The following is a 17,648-nucleotide window of genomic DNA, read 5'->3' as shown; positions in this document are numbered from 1 at the left end:
GGCCTGGTGTGTGGACGTAAAGCGAAGCAGTCCACACACCAGGCCCCGGAGGCCCGTCACCGCACCCCGACAGCCCCGCGCAGCGGACCCCGCCCGCCGCAGGCGCAACGGCGGGAAAGCCGAAAACGTGGGCCGAAGGCAAAGCGCAGCGCTTGGCGCAACGGCGGGGGCACCGCGCAAGCGGGCAACAAACGGCGAGCAACCACCACGGCGGCGAGGCCGAAAACGTGCGCTCAAATCCTCTCAAGGCTCCGGCCCGTACTGCGTGGCCCCCACACCGCCACATCCACGCACAGCAGCAGCATCAACGCCGCCGAGCCGGAGAAGACCGCGGCTGAGCCGAAGGCGGTTAGCACGCTCAGGGCGATGAACGGCAGCACGACCGAGGTGAGCCGGGACAGTGAGTAGGCGATACCGATCGCGCTGCTGCGCAGACCGGTCGGGAAGAGCTCGGTCTGGTAGACGTGGAAGGCGTTGGAGAAGACGTTGCTGCACACCGTCAGCAGGAAGCCGAAGGTGAGGATGGCCCAGGTGGCGGTGGCGAAGCCGAAGGCCAGACCGCAGCCGGCGATGCCGAGCGCGGAAGCGATGATCAGCGTGCGGCGCTCGATCCGGTCGATGAGCGGGAGGGACAGCGCGGAGCCGAGCGGATAGCCGCAGAAGCTCAGCGCCGCGTACAGCAGTGACTCGGTGACGGTGTGGCCCTTCGCGGTGAGCACCACCGGCGCCAGCGATCCGAAGCCGTAGTAGCCGATGGTCTGAAGCACCTGGAAGATCCACCACATGAGGGTGCGCCGCCGCTGCTCGCCGCGGAACATCTCCGCCAGCGGCACCTTCCGCTCCGGGACGGTCTCCGCCTCCGGTACGGACGGCAGGCTGCCCCCGGTCTCCCGGGCCACCCGCTCCTCCAGCCCGGCCACGATCCGTTCGGCCTCCGCGGCGCGCCCCTGCACCGTCAGCCAGCGTGGTGATTCCGGGAGGCGGCGCCGCATCAGCTGGAGGAACGCGGCGCCCAGCGCGCCGGCGACCAGCAGCCAGCGCCAGCCCTCGATGCCGAACAGCTGGTGCGCGGCCACCAGCCGGGCACCGAGCAGCGCGGCGACCGGAACCCCGACAAAGCCGAGGGTGTAGGCGTAGGCGATATAGCGGCCGCGTACCGCCCGGGGCAGGAACTCCGCGAGATAGGTGTCCACCAGCACGAGTTCGCCGCCGAGCCCGAGACCGGCCAGAAAGCGCAGCACCAGCAGCCAGGACAGGTCCGGGGCGGCCGCGCACAGCAGCGAGAAGAGGGCGTACCCGGCGAGGTTGACCAGGAACATCCGGCGCCGCCCGAAGCGGTCGGCGAGCACCGAGAGCACATTCGCGCCGACGAACATGCCGAGGAAACCGGCGGCGATCACCCAGGACTTCGCGGTGGGCCCGAGGTGCCACTGGTCGGCGAGGACCGCGGCCAGCACCCCGCCGAGGAAGATCTCGTAGAGGTCGAAGAAGGCGCCGATGCCGACGATGAGGGTGAGGCGGCGGTGCCAGCGGGACGCCGGCAGCCGGTCCAGCCGGGCCGCGGCCCGGGCACCGATGGGGGTTCCCCCGCGCCGTTCCGGCGTGGAGGAGGTGGTGTCCGTCATGACGGTCCTCCCCTGAGCAGGTCCCGGCGCGCGGGGCGGAGCCGGGTCCGCACCGCGTGGTCGGGCGTACGGCGAGGACCGTACTCCGTCAAGATCAGCAAGCGGAAGACCGCCTGCGTCCGTCCTGGAAGAGTGGTATGGCCTGCGGATTCGGTGCGGCCGCGGGGGCGCTGGATACCATGCCGGGGTCAACCGAACGGTCCGGGAGGGGCTCCGCGTGACGGCGAAGCAGGACGCGCCACGGCTGTCCGATCTCATGCCGTGGTCCGTGGCGCCGCTGCGGCTCGGCCGCTCCTGGGTGCGGGCGCCGGATCCGGCCACCCTGCGGGCCCGTTGGGCGGCGCTGGTGGCCGCCGAGGACGCGGCGGAACGCGAGCGGCTGTTCCGGCCGTCCCGGGCCCGGACCCTGCACTCCGCCGTCGGCCAGCTGCCGGGCCAGGCCACCCCGACCGGGCGGCTGTACCGGGCGAGCGGGCCGTGCCCCGAACCGGTGCGGATCCTGCACGGCCCGTTCGACCAGCAGTGGCTGCTGCCCGACCACCGGCTGCTCGACGGGGCGCGCCCGGAGCTGTGGCGGGTCGCGGACGCCCGGCAGCTGTTCGCGGTGGAGTGGCCGCAGGTGCCGCAGCTGCCCGGCCCGGCCGTGCTGTGCTCGGCGCTGCTGCCGGACGGACGGTCCCCGGCCGGCCGCCCCGGACGGATCCACCCCCTCTACCGGCGGCCCGGCGGGCAGGAGCCGAACGTCGCCCCGGGCCTGCTCGCCCTCCTCGGCCGGCGCCTGGACCGCCCGGCGGGCCCGACGGACCTGCTCGCCTGGCTCGCCGCGAGCGCCCACCACTCCCCCGAGGGCTGCACGGTGCCGCTCACCACCGATCCGGAGCTCTGGGACCGCGGCGTCGCACTCGGCGCCCGGCTGCTGTGGCTCGGCACCCGGGGCGCCTACGAGCACGGGGCCGACGGCGGAGAGGCCGGCGAGCGGCCCCGGATGCCGGGCGGCCGGCGCCCGTACGTGCGCTCCGCGCTGCCCGCCCGTGGACTGCCCGAGGCCCTCGGCTACGACCCGGAGGAGGAGGCGCTGCTCCTCGGCAGCGGCCGGATCTCGCCGGTGCCGCCGGGCGCCTGGGACTTCCACGCGGGCGGCGTCCGGGTCCTGGAGGCGTGGTACGCGGAGCGCACCGGCGCGGGCACGGAACCGCCCGAGCCCGGTTCGCTGGCCGCGCTGCGCCCCGCCGGCTGGCCCCAGGAGTGGACCTCGGAGCTGCTGGAGCTGACCACCGTACTGGCTCTGCTGTCCGAACTCGCTCCGGAGTGCGCGAAGTTGAGTCGGCGGACGGCGGAGTCCGCGCAGCTGACGGCGGGGGAACTACGGGCGGCCGGGATCCTGCCGGCACCGGTCTCCGCACACCGCCCGGCCTCCGTGCTCGACCACCACGAGGAGGGCCCGGAGGGGCAGTTCGCGCTGCTGTGAGCGCCGGACACCCGAGGCGGCATGCCGTGGGGGCCCGCACAGCAAACCACCCGTCGCTGCATGAGCGACGGGTGGTGGGGAGTGGTGCGACCGGCCGGGCGGGGACGGGGCCGGGCGAAGAAGTGAGCGGCTCACGGCACCTCCGGGGCGAGGGATCCACCCCGGCGAACACACCGACGTACTGCTGACGCCGCCGGCCTGATGAGCGATCGGACCGCAGTGCCGCGCCGGGACGGTGTGATCGCCCGAGATGCCGCTTCAGAAACGGGTCAGCCGTGCCCGCCGAACAGCGAGCGCCGCAGCCTGCGCAGCGGTGCGAACAGCGACACCCTGGCGCCACGGCCGTTCCTCGTACGCGAGTGATCGCGCGCGGTGAGCTCCTGCATCAGCGACGTCGCGCCCTCCACCTCACGCTGCGGGATGGCGGGACCACCCAGCACCGCGAGATGGCGGTCGAGACGCGCACTGGTGGCGCCGCTCCCGCATTTGATGGCAGGGACTCGCGCCCTGCTACGCACTGTTATCTGTTCCATGACTCTCCCCACCCTATGAGGGCACCCCGGCCCGGGCAGGGTAACCCTATCTCTCTTGGAGGACATGCGTGCAGACCGGTCACCGGATTCACCTGCCTCGCTCTGACGTTGACGAACACCATACGGAATGTCACGTACAAGGCTTGGATCAGGGCGAGTTGAGCAACCGTCGGGTACCGGAGCGGGCCGTGCGGGGGGCCTGGCGGGCCGCCGGAACGCACAAGGAGAGACCGGGATCACGGCCTCTCCCCGGCGGCCGGCGTACGGGTCGTCACGCAGCGGAGGCGAACACCGGCAGATAACCGCCGGACTGGCCGGTGGTGGTGGGGTGGTAGGACTCCAGGACGGGGAAGGTCACGCTGTGCAGCCAGGCGCTGCCGGAGCACAGCTCATGACCGGAAAAGGTGGCGTTGACATCGGCGAAGGTGAAGCCGTGGTCGGCGGCCCGCTTGGCGGTCACGCCGTTGATGTGGTCGGCGGCGGCGTTGATCGCGGCGCGGGACGTCTCGGAGAGACCGGCGATACAGGTTCCCCGGAGCTTGTAGAAGCGCGGATAGCCCAGGACCACCACATGCGCGGCCGGGGCCTTCTGGGAGATGGCGTCGTACACCTGGTCGAGCCGGCCGGGCAGGGTGCTGTCGATGTAGGTCCTGGCCTGGGCGATGCGGGCCAGACAGGCGCTCTCGCCCTGGAGCGCACAGGTCGTCATGGTGTCGGCGAATCCGGCGTCGTTGCCGCCGATGGAGATGCTCACCAGGCCGGTGGCGCTGTTGAGCGGGGCGAGTTGTCCGCTGAGAACATCACCCGTTCGGGCGCCCGAACAGGCGGTGAAGCTGAAGGAAGAGGGGGAGTGCGCGGCGGCCCAGAGGGCCGGGTAAGCCTTGGTGCTGCGCTTGCAGGAGCCGCTGGCACTGTCGTAGCTGCCGGCTCCGACGCCGGAGGAGTAGGAGTCGCCGAGGGCCACATAGCCGGTGGCGGTGGGGAGTTGGGCGGACGCGGCGGCGCTCGCGCCGGTGAGCGTGAGCGCCGTGGTGACGAAGAAGGCGGACGTCAAGGCCGCGAATCGGGACAGTTTCATGGAACCTCCCTTAGCAGGAGCTCTGCCATATCTGTCGTAGCAAGACTCGCGGGTAGCCGGAAGTGTCCATGCCAAAAGTGGTGTCCGCGGTTCACGGTAAATCTGCCGATGTGGGGGGATGTTCACCGCCATGTCATCGCCTCGACGCGATGTGCCGAGGACTCCCGGGAGGGGCCGGGACCGCGTTCGCCCCGCGCTCGGCGGCCGTCCTTCGCCGCCCGGGCGGCGTTCTGACGGTCCCTCGGCACCCGTGCGCGGGTCACTCCTCGCTGTTGCGGCGACGGCGGGCGAGGGCGGGCACGAGAAAGGCGGTGGCCGCGACGAAGGCGGCCACCAGCAGGAGCACCAGCGTCGGACGGGTCCCCAGACCGAGCAGCCCGGCCCCGAGGAGACCGCCGGCGAACATCGAGACGACCGAGAGCAGCCGGCGGCCCGTGCTGTGCCCGCCGTACCCCAGCCGCGCGTCCCGGCCCAACGGCGACGCGCTGACCAGCGCCGTCATCGCCCGGGTCTCCACGGTCGTGGTGAGGTCGGGCGGCGCGGCCCGCATGGCGGTGACATTGCGCATGCCCATCGCCACCGCCATCAGGCCGATGACGACATCGCGCCGGCCCTGCGGCAGCCCCGTGACCGGCCCCGACTCCCAGGCCGCCGCCGCGGCCGCGATCAGCAGCGCCGCCTCCACGGCCAGCGCCACCGGGAACCACTGGGAGGCCCGGGCGGCCAGCAGGGACTCCATCCGCGCCCCGAGGACCGCGCCCAGCGCGAAGGCGCCGAGCGAAATCGCCGTCGCCACCACCGGGAGCCCGCCCTGCCCGGCGATACCGAAGCCGAGGAAGAGCAGATTGCCGGTCTGGGTGGCGGTGAAGACCTGACCGAGCGCCAGGAAGCTGACGGCATCGAGCATCCCGGTGGCCACGGTCAGACAGACCATGATCACCGTCAGCGGGGTTCCGCTCGGCGGCTCCACGGACGCGACTCCTTCCCGCGGTCACCTCACCTCGCGGCACGTCCTCCCAGTCTCCGGACGGCCCGCCCGACGGACCGTCATTGCGCCGTCTGTGGGCGGCCCGTCACCACCGGGCCCGGCCCGGCCGCCTCCTGGCCCCGGCCCTCTCCGCCGCGAGGCCCGGCTCCGGGGAAACGCCGGGATAATCCGTGTACGCGGTGGCCCGCCGTGACGGATCATGGCCGCATGTGTGCCGATCACGTCCAGCCGTCCGCCGCCGAGGAGTCCCTGCCGCTCCGGCTGACCATGGACGACAGCGATTCGCCCGCCGATGTCGTCGACGCGCTCTTCCTGGGCCGGTTCGCCAGGGGAGAGCAGCCGTACGCCCGCAGCCGGTCCGTGGACCGGGTCCGGGCCGGACTGACCCTGCTGCCCCCGGGCGCCCGGGTCCTGCGCTCGGCGAAGGAGGAGGACCGCAGCGCCCTCCTCGCCGAGGGCGACGGCTTCACCCTGCTGGTCTCCCGCTGGAACCACGGCGCCGATGTGACGGTCACCGCCGTCACCGACGAGCTGGCCGAGAAGGTGCTGGGACAGGCCGCGGACGGGGCGGAGGACGAACCGGAGCCGCAGCCGGAGAACGTCCCGATGGGCTTCTGGTACTTCTCCCCGCGCCGCGGGCCGCACCGTACGTCCCGGCAGATCTCGGCCGGCACCTGGGAGGAGATCCGCCCCAACTACACGGCGCCGGTGGCCGACGCCATGGACCGGCTGATGAAGGTGGCGCCCGAGGAGATCTCCGGGCGGCTGCTGTTGCTGCACGGCCCGCCCGGTACGGGCAAGACCTCCGCACTGCGCACGCTGGCCCGCTCCTGGCGGGACTGGTGCCAGGTGGACTGCGTCCTGGACCCGGAGCGGCTGTTCAATGACGTCGGCTATCTGATGGACATCGCGATCGGCGAGGACGACAGCACCGGCAAGGGCCGCTGGCGGCTGCTGCTCCTGGAGGACTGCGACGAGCTGATCCGCGGCGAGGCCAAGCACGCCGCGGGCCAGGCCCTGTCGCGGCTGCTCAACCTGACGGACGGTCTGCTGGGCCAGGGCCGGAACGTCCTGGTCGGGGTGACCACCAACGAGGACCTGGAACGCATGCACCCGGCGGTGGTCCGCCCCGGCCGCTGTCTGGCCCGTATCGAGGTCGGCCCGCTGAGCCGCCCCGAAGCCACCCACTGGCTCGGCACGGACCAGGGCATCGGCCGCGAGGGCGCCACCCTCGCCGAGCTCTACGCCCTGCGCCGCGGCACCCGCCCCGCCTCGGTCCCACCCCAGGACTCGGGCGCGGACGCGGGGCTGTATCTGTGAACCACGAGGGAGCGGGCCGCGCCCGTCTGCGCGGTGGACCGGAACGGCCGGCGTCAGCTCGAACGTGCGTCGGGTGACTCGGACAGTGCCGCGGCCAGCCGGGGGCGCAGCACCTTTCCGGTGGCGGTGCGCGGTATCTCCGGTACCGGCACGATACGCGACGGCAGTACCGCCCGGGAGAACCTGGCCTCCAAGGCGGCCCGGGCAGCCGCCGCGTCCGTGGCGGTACCGAGGACGACGGCCGCGATGATGCTCTCTCCGGTGAACCGGTCCGGGACCGTGACGCAGGCCGCGTCCCGGACGTCCGGAAGGGCGCGCAGGACCCGGTCCATCTCTTCCAGCGACACGGTTTCCCCGGACACCTTGGCGATGTTCTTCAGCCTGCCCGTGAGGACGAAGTAGTCGCGCCCGTCCTCCGCCACCCGGTAGCCCAGGTCCTGGGAGTGGAACCACCCGCCGCGGAATGCCTCCGCGGTGGCCTCGGCGTTGCCGGCGTAGCCGGACATCACGTTGAAGCCCCGCATGCACACCTCCCCCGTCTGTCCAGGGCCCACCGGACGGCAGTCCTCGTCAAGTACCGCCACTTCGTTGCCGTAGACGGCCACCCCGACCGAGGGGATGTCCGGATCCAGCATGAGCCGCCGGTAGGTCTCCTCGGAGAGGTTCGCCGGCATCGTGGTGGAGAAGTTCGTGGTTTCGGAGAGGCCGTAGCCCTGGAGCACCCGGGCCCCGAGCCGGTCGGCGACCGAGCGGGCGGTGCGGGTGGTCAGCGGGGCCGCTGCCGAGACGAAGTAGTCGAAGTCCGACGGTACTTCAGAGCCGCGCCACGTTTCCGCGAGCGCTTCGAGTATGCCCGGTACCACGCTCGCGAGGCGCGGACGGTAGTGCCGCAGCGTCTTCGGATAGTTCATCGGCGAGAACGACTCGGCGAGAATCGTGTGCGCCCCGGCCATCATGGTGCCCAGGACGGTGAAGTGGGCTCCGTTGACGTGGTGGATGGGCAGGCACCCGAGCACCCGGTCGCCGGCGGCCAGCCCGTGGTGGCGGCGCACCGCCTCGGCATTGGCCACCGCGTTGACGTGTGACTGAGCGACGATCTTGGACGCGGCCGTGGAGCCGGACGTCGCGAAGTACAGGGCGTCAGCGGTCGGATCGACAGGCGGCAGCGGCAGATCGCGCTCCGCCAGGTCTTCCCAGTGCGGCAGGGTCAGGGCGTCCGCGTACGGCGCGTCGGTGCCGGGGGCTTGGAGCACGGCCAGCGCGCCGGCGGCCTCGACCTGCTGAGCGCGGCGTTCCGGCGGATCGGACGGCCCGAGCATGAGCAGGCCGAACCCGGCGCGCAGCACACCCAGTACCGCCAGGACCGAGGGCACGTCGTTCGTCGGCGCGAGGGCGAGCACGGCCGGGCGGGCGGTGCCCCACTCGGCACACAGCCATCCGGCGAGCGCGCGGCTCGCGACCTCGGCGGTGCGGTAGTCCAGCGTGGTCTCCGTGCCGTTGTGCGCCACGGCGGTGATCAGTGGTGCGCTGCCCCGACGCTGTGCGAACCAGTGCAGCGCGTCGAACGGGGTACGCCACGCCGAGACAGGGAAGCCGGGGCCGGCTCCCAGATACCCATGAGCGCGTAGGCGGTCAGCAGAGGTCATCGAACGGCCATCCCTCGTGGTTCACCTTGAATCGGCGGAATGCGGAACGCGGAAGACCGGGCCTAATCCCGGTCGTGCGGCACGCCCGCCGCGTGGACCGGTGGCCGGCTCGGGTGCGGAAGGGGCTGGGTGCGGCGGGTCCGTTCGGCCCAGGCCACCACTGCTCCCGTGGGCAGCACCGCCAGCACGAACGCTCCCCCCAGCACGAGCCAGCCCGGCGGGCCCCACTTGATCAGGAGGACGGTCAGCAAGGTGGGCGCGAGCACCATGGCGGTGGCGTAACCGGTCATCGCGAAGCCCTGGTACTGGCCTTGCTTCCCTGCCGGGGCAAGGTTGAAGGTGATGTGCCACGAGGCCGCCGACACCAGCAGTTCGCCGCATACGTGCAGGGCGCCGGCCACCAGCAGCAACACGGTGGACATGACCGGCGAACCACCCGCCGAAAGGGCGAACAGGCCACAGGCGGCGCCCAGCGCCACCCCTGACCACCGGAACGCCCGCACGGCTCTGGGCATCGTGGTCACCCGGGTGCCGATGCGCACTTGGAACAGCACGACGCTGACCGTGTTCACCACGAACAGGACGGTCACCATCGCCGTCGAGGCATGGGTGTACCTGATGATCCACAGGGGCAGCACGATCTCCAGCAGCACCGTGTGCAGGGCGAGCACCGCGCCGAGTGCGGTGAAGACCGCGAACGGACCGTCGCGGAACACCGCCCAGGTGGGCTCGTCCGGCGGCGAGTCGGGCGCCGGCGGGACCGCTGGCAGGGTCGCGAGCATGGCCGCGGAGGCGAAGAAGCCCAGCGCATTCACGATGATGACCGTCGAGAACGCCGTGGTGGTGCCGATCTGCAAGGCGATGCTCGCTCCCGCGGCGCCGACTCCGATGCCGGCGTTGTTCACCGCCCGGACCGTCGCCTGCGTCCGCACCACCTCGTCGCCGCCCACCAGCCGCGCGATGAGCGCTTGCTGCGCGGCACGGGACCCGCGCTGGGACGCGGTGAACAGGCACGCCACCAGAACGAAGACCGGGAAGCCGCGCACGAACAAGTAGCCCGAGGCCGCCACGCCGTTGAGCGCCACGAGCAGGACGGCGACCCGCTGCGGACCCCGGCGGTCGGCCAGGTGCCCCAGGGGCACGCCGACCAGCATGCCGATCGCGCACGCGATCGTCAGCCCCAGACCCATCTCGGTGAGAGTGAGGCCGCCGACCTGCGTGAAGTAGATCGCTGAGCAGGTCGCGAACGCGCCACCGCCCGCGGTCATCAGCAGGCTGGCGGTGACGAGCCTGCGGGTAGGGGTCAGTCTCGGCAACATCAAGCAAATGCCCTTCCTGGGTAGTGCCGTTGACCGGTTCAGGACAGCAGCAGTCGAGGGCGGTGGACATCCAGCCAGGTCGCGAGGTTCAGGCTGCGCTCCAGTCCGCTCCGCACCGCCGGGCCCGTTTCCCCGGCCACGGCCCTCTCCAGCCATGGCCTGCTGATCAGCCCGAACACCGGGTGGTCCGCGTCGACGAGCAGTTCCCGCGCCTGCTGCCGCAGCGCGGCCGGATAGCGCGGGTCCTGGATGGACGGGTACGCGCTCTTGACCCGGTCGGCCACCGACGGGGGCAGCATGTCCCGGACCGCCGCCCGCAACAGGCTCTTCTCGCGACCGTCGAAGCTCTTCAGCGTCCATGGTGTGTTGTGGACGTACTCCACCAACCGGTGATCGCAGAACGGCACCCGGACCTCCAGCCCGACGGCCATGCTCATGCGGTCCTTGCGGTCCAGCAGCATGCGCATGAACCGGGTGATACCGAGGTGCGAGGTCACCCGTCGGATGCGGGCCTCGGCGTCCTCTCCGGGCAGCTGCTCCACCTCTGCCACCGCGTCGGCGTAGCGGTCCGCCGTGTAGGCGGGCAGGTCCAGCGCCTGGAGCAGCTCCGGCCGCAGGACGCCGCCGTCCCGGCCCTGGCTGCCCGAGGGCGCCCCGTTCGCCGGCGCCATCCACGGAAAGGTACCGGCCCGCTGCGCCGCCAGGGACCGGTGCCAGTCGTACCCGCCGAACACCTCGTCGGCGCTCTCGCCGGACAGTGCCACCGCCGAGTGCTGCCGGACCGCGTGGAACAGCCGGTAGAGCGAGACATCGGTGTCACCGGTGCCCGCCGGGATGTCCCGGGCGGTGATCACCGCGCGGCGGATGGCCGGGTCGGCGAGCGAGTCCGTGTCCAGCACGATGTCCGAGTGCACCGTGCCCACGTGTGCGACCACGTCCCGCACATAGGGCGCGTCCGGGGTGGGGCGGGCGGAGTCCGGTACGAAGTTCTCGGTCTGTCCGGCGAAGTCGACCGAGAAACTGTGTGCCTTGTGGCCCTGGAGGGACAGTTGTTGCGCGGAGAGCGCGGTCACCGCGCTGGAGTCGAGTCCGCCGGAGAGCAGCAGGCACAGCGGGACATCGGCGACCAGCTGCCGGGAGACGATGTCCTCCAGCAGTTCGCGCACATGGGCAACGGTCGCGTCCCGGTCATCGGTGTGTTCCTTCGAGGTCAGCGCCCAATAGACGTGCTCACGCACGCCCGTGGCATCGAGGGTGGTCACCGTGCCGGGCTTGACCTCGCGCATGCCCGCCCATACCGCATGCCCCGGCGTCTTGATGAAGCCGAAGAGCTCCCGCAGTCCGTCCAGGCCGACGGCCCTGGTGGCCAGCGGGTTCGCCAGGATCGCCTTGGGCTCCGAGCCGAAGAGCACGCCGTCCGCCGTGGGCTGGTAGTACAGCGGCTTGATGCCCAGCCGGTCACGGATCAGGACGAGTTTCGCCGAGCGGGGGTCCCAGACGGCGAAGGCGTACATCCCGTTGAGCCGTTCGGCGACCGCCTCACCCCACTCCAGGTAGCCGCGCAGCACCACCTCGGTGTCTCCGGCGGAGCGGAAGACATGCCCGCGGCGGCGCAACTCCTCGCGTAGATCACGGTAGTTGTAGACCTCGCCGCTGTAGACCATGGCCAGCGGGCTGGCGGGGCTGACGGGGCTGTCCAGCGTCATCGGCTGGGTGCTGCCGGCGAGGTCGATGACCGCCAGCCGCCGGTGGCCGAGCGCGGCGCGGCCGCGGGGCTCGGTCCATGTGCCGGCCGCGTCCGGACCACGGCAGGCCATGGTCTCGGTCATCGCCTCCAGCGTTCGCCTCTCCCGGTTCAGGTCTCGGTCGAAGGCAACCCATCCGGCGATACCACACATGCGACTGTCTCCCTCGGAAAGCAGAACGGGGGGCTGAGCAATCCGGTAAAAGGTCACCGGCGCGATGGCGACAAGGCACTCATCCACCCGCTGCGAAAAGGTAACAGCGGGCTCCGTGAGCACATACCGCTTCCGGTAATGGGCGGGCCACTCGCCAGGAACACGGGATGCGGCCGCCGTCGGCGCGGTGCGCCTCGGCACGAGCGTCTCATCAGCGACGGAACATCACCGGAAGCCGCGGATTGCCGAGAAGTTTCCCCGTAGTGCCTGCTGCGGTCCGGCCCGTATTCCGGGCATGGTGCGGAATGACGTGCTGCGGGAGGGGACTTCTCCACGCTCCCGATGCCATCACGACAATGCCGCCGGACCTCAAGGAGACATTTATGCGGGGCCCTGAATTCATGACCGCCGCGATAAAGGCGGTTTCGCGATGACCACAATGACCTGGGAAGTCGCCGCGGACGCCGACGAGGTGCACGAGCTGCTGTGCGCCAGCGACCGCTATCAGGGTGAGCGGTTCCACTCGCCCGTGCCGCAGCGCAATCCCGCCACCACCGCATCCCGGGTGCGGGACGGCCTGGTGCATCTGTTGCGCGTCGGAGGGGCGGCGGCCGCCATGTTCACCCTCACCCGGACACCGGCCTTCGCGGAGCCGCCGGGAGTCTTTCCGGCGGCCGCGAACCCTGCGTACCTGAGCAGGCTCGCCGTCCGGCCCGACCTCGTCGCCACCGCCTCGCTCGCCGGGCCGCTGTGCCTGCGCCGGGCCATCGCGCTCGCGCGGGAGCGCGGCGCGGACATGCTGCGAGCCGAAGCGAACCCCGACATCGAGTCCACCGTGGAGTGCATGGCGCTCCTGGGCTTCCGCCGCTGCACCACGTCATCCGGTGGAGCCGAGGGGCCGCGGCGCGTCCACCTCTATCGCGTGCTGGCCTGAGTCGCCTCAGGTGCAGTCGAACCGGTAGGTGCTGCGGTGCCGGTAGACCTCGCCCGGGTCGAGCCGTGCGGACGGGTAGTCCGGGCGGTTCGGTGCGTCCGGCATCGCCCCGGTCTCCAGGCAGATCCCGCTGCGCGGGCGCTGGGCGAACCAGTCCCCGGTGTACACGCCGACCGCCGGCTGGTCCGTACCGAGTCGCATCACCCGGCCACTGCCCGGATGCGACAGCTCCGCGAGCACCGGCCCGTCGGGGACATGGAAGCAGTTGTCGATACGGACACCGTCGAGCGACCGCTCGGCGGTGAAGTCGCGGGCGGTGCCGCGCACGTCTTCGGGAGCACCGGGGAGAGGGATGAGGTCCTTGTCGAAGCGCACCGCCTCGGTCGCCCCGAGCCGAAGCCGGTGCCCGTCGATGGTGCCTTCACCCGCGAGGTTCCAGAAGGCGTGATGGGTCATCCCGACGACGGTGGGCGCCGTGGTGCGTGCGGTGTACTCGATGATCAGCGTGCCGTCCGGCTCGATCCGGTAGGTGGCGTACGCCCGCAGTTCGCCCGGGTAGCCCTGGTCGCCGTCCGGGCTGACCACCGACAGCCGCACCTCCAGCGCGTCGCCGTCTCTGGACGCGTCGGCCGACCATACGCGGCGGTCGAGCCCCTCGGAGCCGCCGTGCACATGGTGCGCGCCCTCGTTGCGGTCCAGCGTGTGGCGCACGCCGTCGAGAGTGAACGCGGCGCCTGACACACAGCGGCAGTAGCGGCCGAGGGTGGCCCCGACGTACGGATTCGTCCGGCGGTCCAGGTAGGCGTCGAGATCGGTCAGGCGCACACAGACATTGGCGTAGTGGCCTTCCCGGTCCGGTGCGTGGACCTCGACCAGGGTGGCGCCGTAGCTCCACACCGTCACCGCGGGCCCGTTTCCGGTGTCCAGCACGTAGGACGCCACCGCGGCGGCGGGGTATCCGGCGCGGGCGGGCGCGACGCCGACGGTGGTGCGCTCGATGGTGGGACGTGCTGCCACAAGGTCTCCTCTCGGCACCGACGCTCGGTGACCGCCAGACCCTAATCACGCGGGCCCTGCGTCGCGTCCACCCGGTGGTAATCGCCGGGCCATTGGCCGCACTTGGCGGGCCGTTCCGAAGTAGCCGCTCAACGGGCGGACCGCTTGAGGGAAGGGTGGCGCCGTAGTTACCCGTGCGGTGACCCGGCCGCGTTACGTTCGACACGCAGTGGCGATCCTTCCCGAGGGCGGACGCGGAACGGCCGATACCGCGAGGCGGGCGCACACGTCGTCCCGTGCCGGTGGAACATCTACACAGGACAGGTGAGACATGAAAGACGGCCTTGCGCTGACCGAGAGTGACATACGCGGCTACGTCCACACGCTGCTGTGCGACCTCCTGTTGAAGGAATCCATTCCGGCCGACCACGACCTCAAGGACAGTGGCGCCCTCAACTCCATCATGTTCCTTCAGTTGTTCGTCCGGCTGGAGGAACAGTTCGAGATACACATCACCGGTGCCGATGTGAACCAGGAGAACTTCCGCACCGTGGAGTCGATCACCCGGTTCGTCCGTGCGAAGCGAGCGGACGTCTGATGCGCGCGGAAATCGCCCTCACCGGCTGCACGCCCGCCGATTACGCGGAGATATGTGACCTTCAGGAAGGGCTGTGGGCCGGCGGGCCGGACGGCAATCACGCCTACCTGAAGTGGAAGTACCACGCCAATCCCTATCTCGACGAGCGATACACCGTGATCGCCCGCTCACCGTCGGCCGCCGGCGCCGAACTGGTCGGCATGGTGGGGGTCTTCGGCTCCTGCTGGGAAAGGGACGGGCGCCGGTTCACGCTGCCCTGCCTGACGGACACCATCCTCACTGGCGCGTACCGCAACAGCCCGCTCTTCCATGACATGGTCGACGAGGTGCTCTCCCGGCTGCGCCGCGACGGCGTCCCGTGGCTGCTCGACTTCGGTGACCAGGGCACCGTGCCGGCGCTGTTGATCCGTGGCTGGCGGCAGGTCGGCGTCTGGGGACAGTCCGTGCTGACGCGGGCCGCCGGCGCCTGGCACCACGGCCCGTGGGACGAACTGCCGGTCACCCGCGGAGTGCGCTCCGGTTCGCTGATCTCGCCGGCCCGCACCCCGGACCTCGACGCCATGGCCGAGGTCATGCGCGACGTGCCCACCGACGGCCGCCTCCGCGTCGCGCGCGACAGCGCCTACTTCACCTGGCGGGCCACGAATCCGCTGGCGAAGTACTACTACCTCGTGGCGCGCTCGGAAGCAGGAAGCGCCGAGGGCTATCTCGTCGCCCACCGCTCCGGCGTGGACACCGACCAGGGGCCGACACCGACCACGGTCGTCGAGTGTGAAGCCCGCACCGCGGAGGTCTCCGCCGACCTCATCCAGCTCGCCCACGAGTCCCTGCCCGGCACCCGTGTGCTCATGTGGACACGGGATCTGGCAGAAGCGGGAGCCGGCGTCCTGGCCGGCCTGGGCGCCGAGTTCGTCGAGCCGACCGGCCGGCCCACCCAGGACCGGCCGCTGCCCGGCCTCCTCATCCGCGACACCGGTGCCGCTCCGCTCGCGGACGGACTCCAGGACGTGAGCAGGCTCGACGGGTGGGACTTCCGCGGTGTCTCCGGCCGGGGCTGGCGCTAGGCGATGCCCCGGTCCCGTCTCCTGCTGCGCGATGCGCGTGGACCAGGTACCGCTCCACAACAGGAAGAGAGGTGTTGACGTGACCGGCCATCGAGCAGGCGCGTTTCCGAACGCTACCCTCGTCGGGGAACGCCGGGAGCTGCCGGCGTCCTCCGTGGTGGAGCTGATCAGCCGATGGGCCGATACCGCGCCGGACGCGGTCGCCCTCGAATGCGGAGACACCCGGACCACGTTCCGTCAGCTGTGGCGGCGCAGCATGTCCCTCGCCGCCGGGCTGCGTGACATGGACGTGCAGCCGGGTGAGGTCATCGGCATCATCGCGCACCGCACCGCGGAGTCGGTGGCGGCGATGATCGCGGTGATGGCCGTCCGCGCGACCTACGCGCCGATCGATCCCACCAATCCCCTCGGGCGGGTGCGGCTCATCCTCGACCAGGTACGGCCGCGGTTCATGCTGTGGGACGGCGGCGGCTCCGCCGAATGCGCCGCCGGCTTCCCCACGCTGAACACCTCCGATCTGCCGGATCTGCCGGCGGACGGCCCGGCCCCCGCCATCCGCGGCCCGCGCCACGACGATCCGGCCTACGTGGTCTTCACCTCGGGCTCGACGGGGTTGCCCAAGGGCGTGGTGGTGGAGCACCGGTCGCTGGTCAACTACATCGGCTGGGCCACGACCCACGTGCTGCCGAACGCCGGCGGCGCCGCCTGCCCGGTGTTCGCCAGCATGAGCTTCGACCTCGCTCTCACCACCCTGTGGGTGCCCCTGGCGCAGGGCCGCACCATCGTCATGATCGAGGACTCCTGGGACTACCCGAGCCTGTTCGCCGCCCGCGCCCGGCCGTATGACTTCATCAAGGCCACGCCCAGCCACTTCCGCCTGTTCGAGCGCATGCTGCGGCCGGAGTACCGGTCCGTCGCCAAGCGGCTGATGATCGGCGGTGAGCCGCTGGAGCCGGCCATGCTGCGGCAGATGGGCGACCGGCTCGACGGCGTGGAAGTGGTCAACCACTACGGGCCGACCGAGACCACGATCGGCTGCTGTGCCTTCCGTGCCACCGTGCGGGAGATGCCCGACCTGCCCACCGTGCCCATCGGCAGCCCCGCCTGGAACACCGCGGCCTACGTGGTGGACGAGCGCGGCGGGCCGGTGGGGGTGGGCGGCCACGGTGAACTCCTCGTCAGTGGCTTCGGGATCGCCCGCGGCTACCTGGGCGGTGGCGGGGACCGCTTCTTCGACGAGGCCGCGTTCGGCGGCCGTGCCTACCGCACGGGCGACATCGTCGAGGTGCTGCCCGATGGTGTGCTGCTTCATCTCGGCCGGAAAGACAGCCAGTTGAAGGTGAGCGGCCACCGGTTCGAACCGGCCGAGCTGCGCCGCCACGCGCTCTCGCTGCCGCTGATCGCCGACGCCGCCTTCGACGTCATCCGCGGTGGTGTCCTGGACGCGGTCGAGGTCTTCGTGGTCTTCGACGACCGGTCGGCCCAGACGCCGCCCACGGAGCGGGAGATCCGCGCACAGCTCGCGACCCTGCTGCCCAAGGAACTGGTGCCCACGCGGGTCCACGTCGTGCCCGAGATCAAGGTCAACGCCAACGGCAAACGGGACGTACGGGCCACCAGGGAACTGGCCGAGGCGAGGGCGGGGGAAACCGGTCCGTGAGCCGGGTACGGACAGCGCACACCGAGCCGGCCGAAGGGGAAGGACGATTCATGCGGAGCGTTCCCACGCACACCGACTCGCCGGAGTCCGCGCACGAGGTGATCGTGCTGGGCGTGACGGCGAGCGACGCGCATGCGGTGGCCAACCAGCTGATCGCACACGGATTGCGCGCCCACGGCTACACCGTGATCAATCTGGGCGTCTGTACACCCGTCGCGGAGTTCGCCCTGGCCGTGCGGGAGAACCCCGGCGTGCTCGCCGTGGTCGTCGGCAGCCTCAACGGCCATGCCTACGAGGACCTGTGTGACCTCCCGGCCGCCCGCGCCGCGGGCGATCTGGCCTGCCCGGTCATTCTCGGCGGCAACCTGTCCGTGGGCAGCCGCAAGGATCCTGACGCGCTGGACCGGCTGCGACGGCTCGGGGTCGACCACATCCTGTCCGAACTGAGCGATCTCGCCCCGCTGCTGCGTGAACTGGCCCGGCGGGCCGCGCGGTCCCGGCAGCTCCAGACCATATGAACC

Annotated in this window: 15 protein-coding genes; 7 read left to right on the top strand and 8 right to left on the bottom strand. The window is 71.3% G+C overall.

Translation table 11 applies throughout. The annotated features are described in order from the left end of the window. Positions 1–233: 233 nt before the first annotated feature. Positions 234–1,625 (bottom strand): MFS transporter, encoded by a 1,392-nt coding sequence (locus tag ACFWJW_RS24000; protein ID WP_387244953.1) that lies wholly within the window; start codon positions 1,623–1,625, stop codon positions 234–236. 217 nt (positions 1,626–1,842) lie between these two features. Between ACFWJW_RS24000 and ACFWJW_RS23995 the strand changes: the two genes are divergently transcribed. Then, entirely contained in the window at positions 1,843–3,093 is a 1,251-nt protein-coding gene (locus ACFWJW_RS23995) for a type ISP restriction/modification enzyme (protein ID WP_387244950.1), read from the top strand. A 269-nt stretch (positions 3,094–3,362) separates the two neighbouring features. Here the strand turns inward: ACFWJW_RS23995 and ACFWJW_RS23990 are convergent, their stop codons facing one another. The 3 genes from ACFWJW_RS23990 to ACFWJW_RS23980 all read right to left on the bottom strand — a co-directional run bounded on the left by ACFWJW_RS23990 (position 3,363) and on the right by ACFWJW_RS23980 (position 5,674). Next, the gene (locus tag ACFWJW_RS23990; protein WP_042157340.1) at positions 3,363–3,626 is read right to left on the bottom strand and encodes a hypothetical protein; all 264 of its coding nucleotides are present in this window, start codon (positions 3,624–3,626) and stop codon (positions 3,363–3,365) included. A gap of 271 nt (positions 3,627–3,897) precedes the next feature. Then, positions 3,898–4,704, bottom strand: a complete 807-nt coding sequence (locus ACFWJW_RS23985; protein WP_387244947.1) for an SGNH/GDSL hydrolase family protein — start codon at positions 4,702–4,704, stop codon at positions 3,898–3,900. A gap of 259 nt (positions 4,705–4,963) precedes the next feature. Further along, positions 4,964–5,674: a YoaK family protein gene (locus ACFWJW_RS23980; protein WP_387244944.1), complete on the bottom strand. Its 711-nt coding sequence runs from the start codon at positions 5,672–5,674 to the stop codon at positions 4,964–4,966. Positions 5,675–5,899: 225 nt separating this feature from the next. On the opposite strand from ACFWJW_RS23980, the gene ACFWJW_RS23975 reads away from it, so the two are divergent. Beyond that, on the top strand, positions 5,900–7,012 hold the full coding sequence (locus ACFWJW_RS23975) for a DUF5925 domain-containing protein (RefSeq protein ID WP_387244941.1): 1,113 nt from the start codon (positions 5,900–5,902) through the stop codon (positions 7,010–7,012). 53 nt (positions 7,013–7,065) lie between these two features. Here ACFWJW_RS23975 and ACFWJW_RS23970 read toward each other — a convergent pair whose 3' ends face one another. From ACFWJW_RS23970 to asnB, 3 genes are all read right to left on the bottom strand, one after another. Continuing rightward, entirely contained in the window at positions 7,066–8,658 is a 1,593-nt protein-coding gene (locus tag ACFWJW_RS23970) for a class I adenylate-forming enzyme family protein (protein WP_387244938.1), read from the bottom strand. Positions 8,659–8,720: 62 nt separating this feature from the next. Next, positions 8,721–9,977, bottom strand: a complete 1,257-nt coding sequence (locus ACFWJW_RS23965; RefSeq protein WP_387244935.1) for an MFS transporter — start codon at positions 9,975–9,977, stop codon at positions 8,721–8,723. A 38-nt stretch (positions 9,978–10,015) separates the two neighbouring features. Further along, the gene (asnB, locus tag ACFWJW_RS23960) at positions 10,016–11,875 is read right to left on the bottom strand and encodes an asparagine synthase (glutamine-hydrolyzing) (protein WP_387244932.1); all 1,860 of its coding nucleotides are present in this window, start codon (positions 11,873–11,875) and stop codon (positions 10,016–10,018) included. 430 nt (positions 11,876–12,305) lie between these two features. On the opposite strand from asnB, the gene ACFWJW_RS23955 reads away from it, so the two are divergent. After that, positions 12,306–12,809 carry a hypothetical protein gene (locus ACFWJW_RS23955; protein WP_387244929.1) on the top strand — a complete coding sequence of 168 codons (504 nt, stop codon included), beginning with the start codon at positions 12,306–12,308 and terminating at the stop codon, positions 12,807–12,809. Between the two features lie 6 nt (positions 12,810–12,815). Here ACFWJW_RS23955 and ACFWJW_RS23950 read toward each other — a convergent pair whose 3' ends face one another. Beyond that, positions 12,816–13,826, bottom strand: a complete 1,011-nt coding sequence (locus tag ACFWJW_RS23950; RefSeq protein WP_387244926.1) for an aldose epimerase family protein — start codon at positions 13,824–13,826, stop codon at positions 12,816–12,818. Between the two features lie 310 nt (positions 13,827–14,136). Between ACFWJW_RS23950 and ACFWJW_RS23945 the strand changes: the two genes are divergently transcribed. From ACFWJW_RS23945 to ACFWJW_RS23930, 4 genes are all read left to right on the top strand, one after another. Continuing rightward, positions 14,137–14,403 carry an acyl carrier protein gene (locus ACFWJW_RS23945; protein WP_387244923.1) on the top strand — a complete coding sequence of 89 codons (267 nt, stop codon included), beginning with the start codon at positions 14,137–14,139 and terminating at the stop codon, positions 14,401–14,403. After that, positions 14,403–15,467: a hypothetical protein gene (locus ACFWJW_RS23940; protein ID WP_387244920.1), complete on the top strand. Its 1,065-nt coding sequence runs from the start codon at positions 14,403–14,405 to the stop codon at positions 15,465–15,467. The genes ACFWJW_RS23945 and ACFWJW_RS23940 overlap by 1 nt, the downstream gene beginning before the upstream one ends. A 79-nt stretch (positions 15,468–15,546) precedes the next feature. After that, positions 15,547–17,127 carry an amino acid adenylation domain-containing protein gene (locus ACFWJW_RS23935; RefSeq protein WP_387244917.1) on the top strand — a complete coding sequence of 527 codons (1,581 nt, stop codon included), beginning with the start codon at positions 15,547–15,549 and terminating at the stop codon, positions 17,125–17,127. A gap of 50 nt (positions 17,128–17,177) precedes the next feature. After that, positions 17,178–17,645, top strand: coding sequence for a methylaspartate mutase (locus tag ACFWJW_RS23930; protein WP_387244914.1), 468 nt, complete (start codon positions 17,178–17,180; stop codon positions 17,643–17,645). Positions 17,646–17,648 lie beyond the last annotated feature (3 nt).

This window comes from Streptomyces sp. NPDC127097, from assembly GCF_042724075.1.
In the GTDB taxonomy this organism is placed as follows: domain Bacteria; phylum Actinomycetota; class Actinomycetes; order Streptomycetales; family Streptomycetaceae; genus Streptomyces.
This window is presented reverse-complemented; position numbering and strand designations above follow the sequence as displayed.

Coding starts and splice junctions, on each gene's coding strand:
- ACFWJW_RS24000 (WP_387244953.1), bottom strand. CDS start 1,625: ATGACGGACACCACCTCCTCCACGCCGGAACGGCGCGGGGGAACCCCC.
- ACFWJW_RS23990 (WP_042157340.1), bottom strand. CDS start 3,626: ATGGAACAGATAACAGTGCGTAGCAGGGCGCGAGTCCCTGCCATCAAA.
- ACFWJW_RS23985 (WP_387244947.1), bottom strand. CDS start 4,704: ATGAAACTGTCCCGATTCGCGGCCTTGACGTCCGCCTTCTTCGTCACC.
- ACFWJW_RS23975 (WP_387244941.1), top strand. CDS start 5,900: ATGTGTGCCGATCACGTCCAGCCGTCCGCCGCCGAGGAGTCCCTGCCG.
- ACFWJW_RS23970 (WP_387244938.1), bottom strand. CDS start 8,658: ATGACCTCTGCTGACCGCCTACGCGCTCATGGGTATCTGGGAGCCGGC.
- ACFWJW_RS23965 (WP_387244935.1), bottom strand. CDS start 9,977: ATGTTGCCGAGACTGACCCCTACCCGCAGGCTCGTCACCGCCAGCCTG.
- asnB (WP_387244932.1), bottom strand. CDS start 11,875: ATGTGTGGTATCGCCGGATGGGTTGCCTTCGACCGAGACCTGAACCGG.
- ACFWJW_RS23955 (WP_387244929.1), top strand. CDS start 12,306: ATGACCACAATGACCTGGGAAGTCGCCGCGGACGCCGACGAGGTGCAC.
- ACFWJW_RS23945 (WP_387244923.1), top strand. CDS start 14,137: ATGAAAGACGGCCTTGCGCTGACCGAGAGTGACATACGCGGCTACGTC.
- ACFWJW_RS23940 (WP_387244920.1), top strand. CDS start 14,403: ATGCGCGCGGAAATCGCCCTCACCGGCTGCACGCCCGCCGATTACGCG.
- ACFWJW_RS23930 (WP_387244914.1), top strand. CDS start 17,178: ATGCGGAGCGTTCCCACGCACACCGACTCGCCGGAGTCCGCGCACGAG.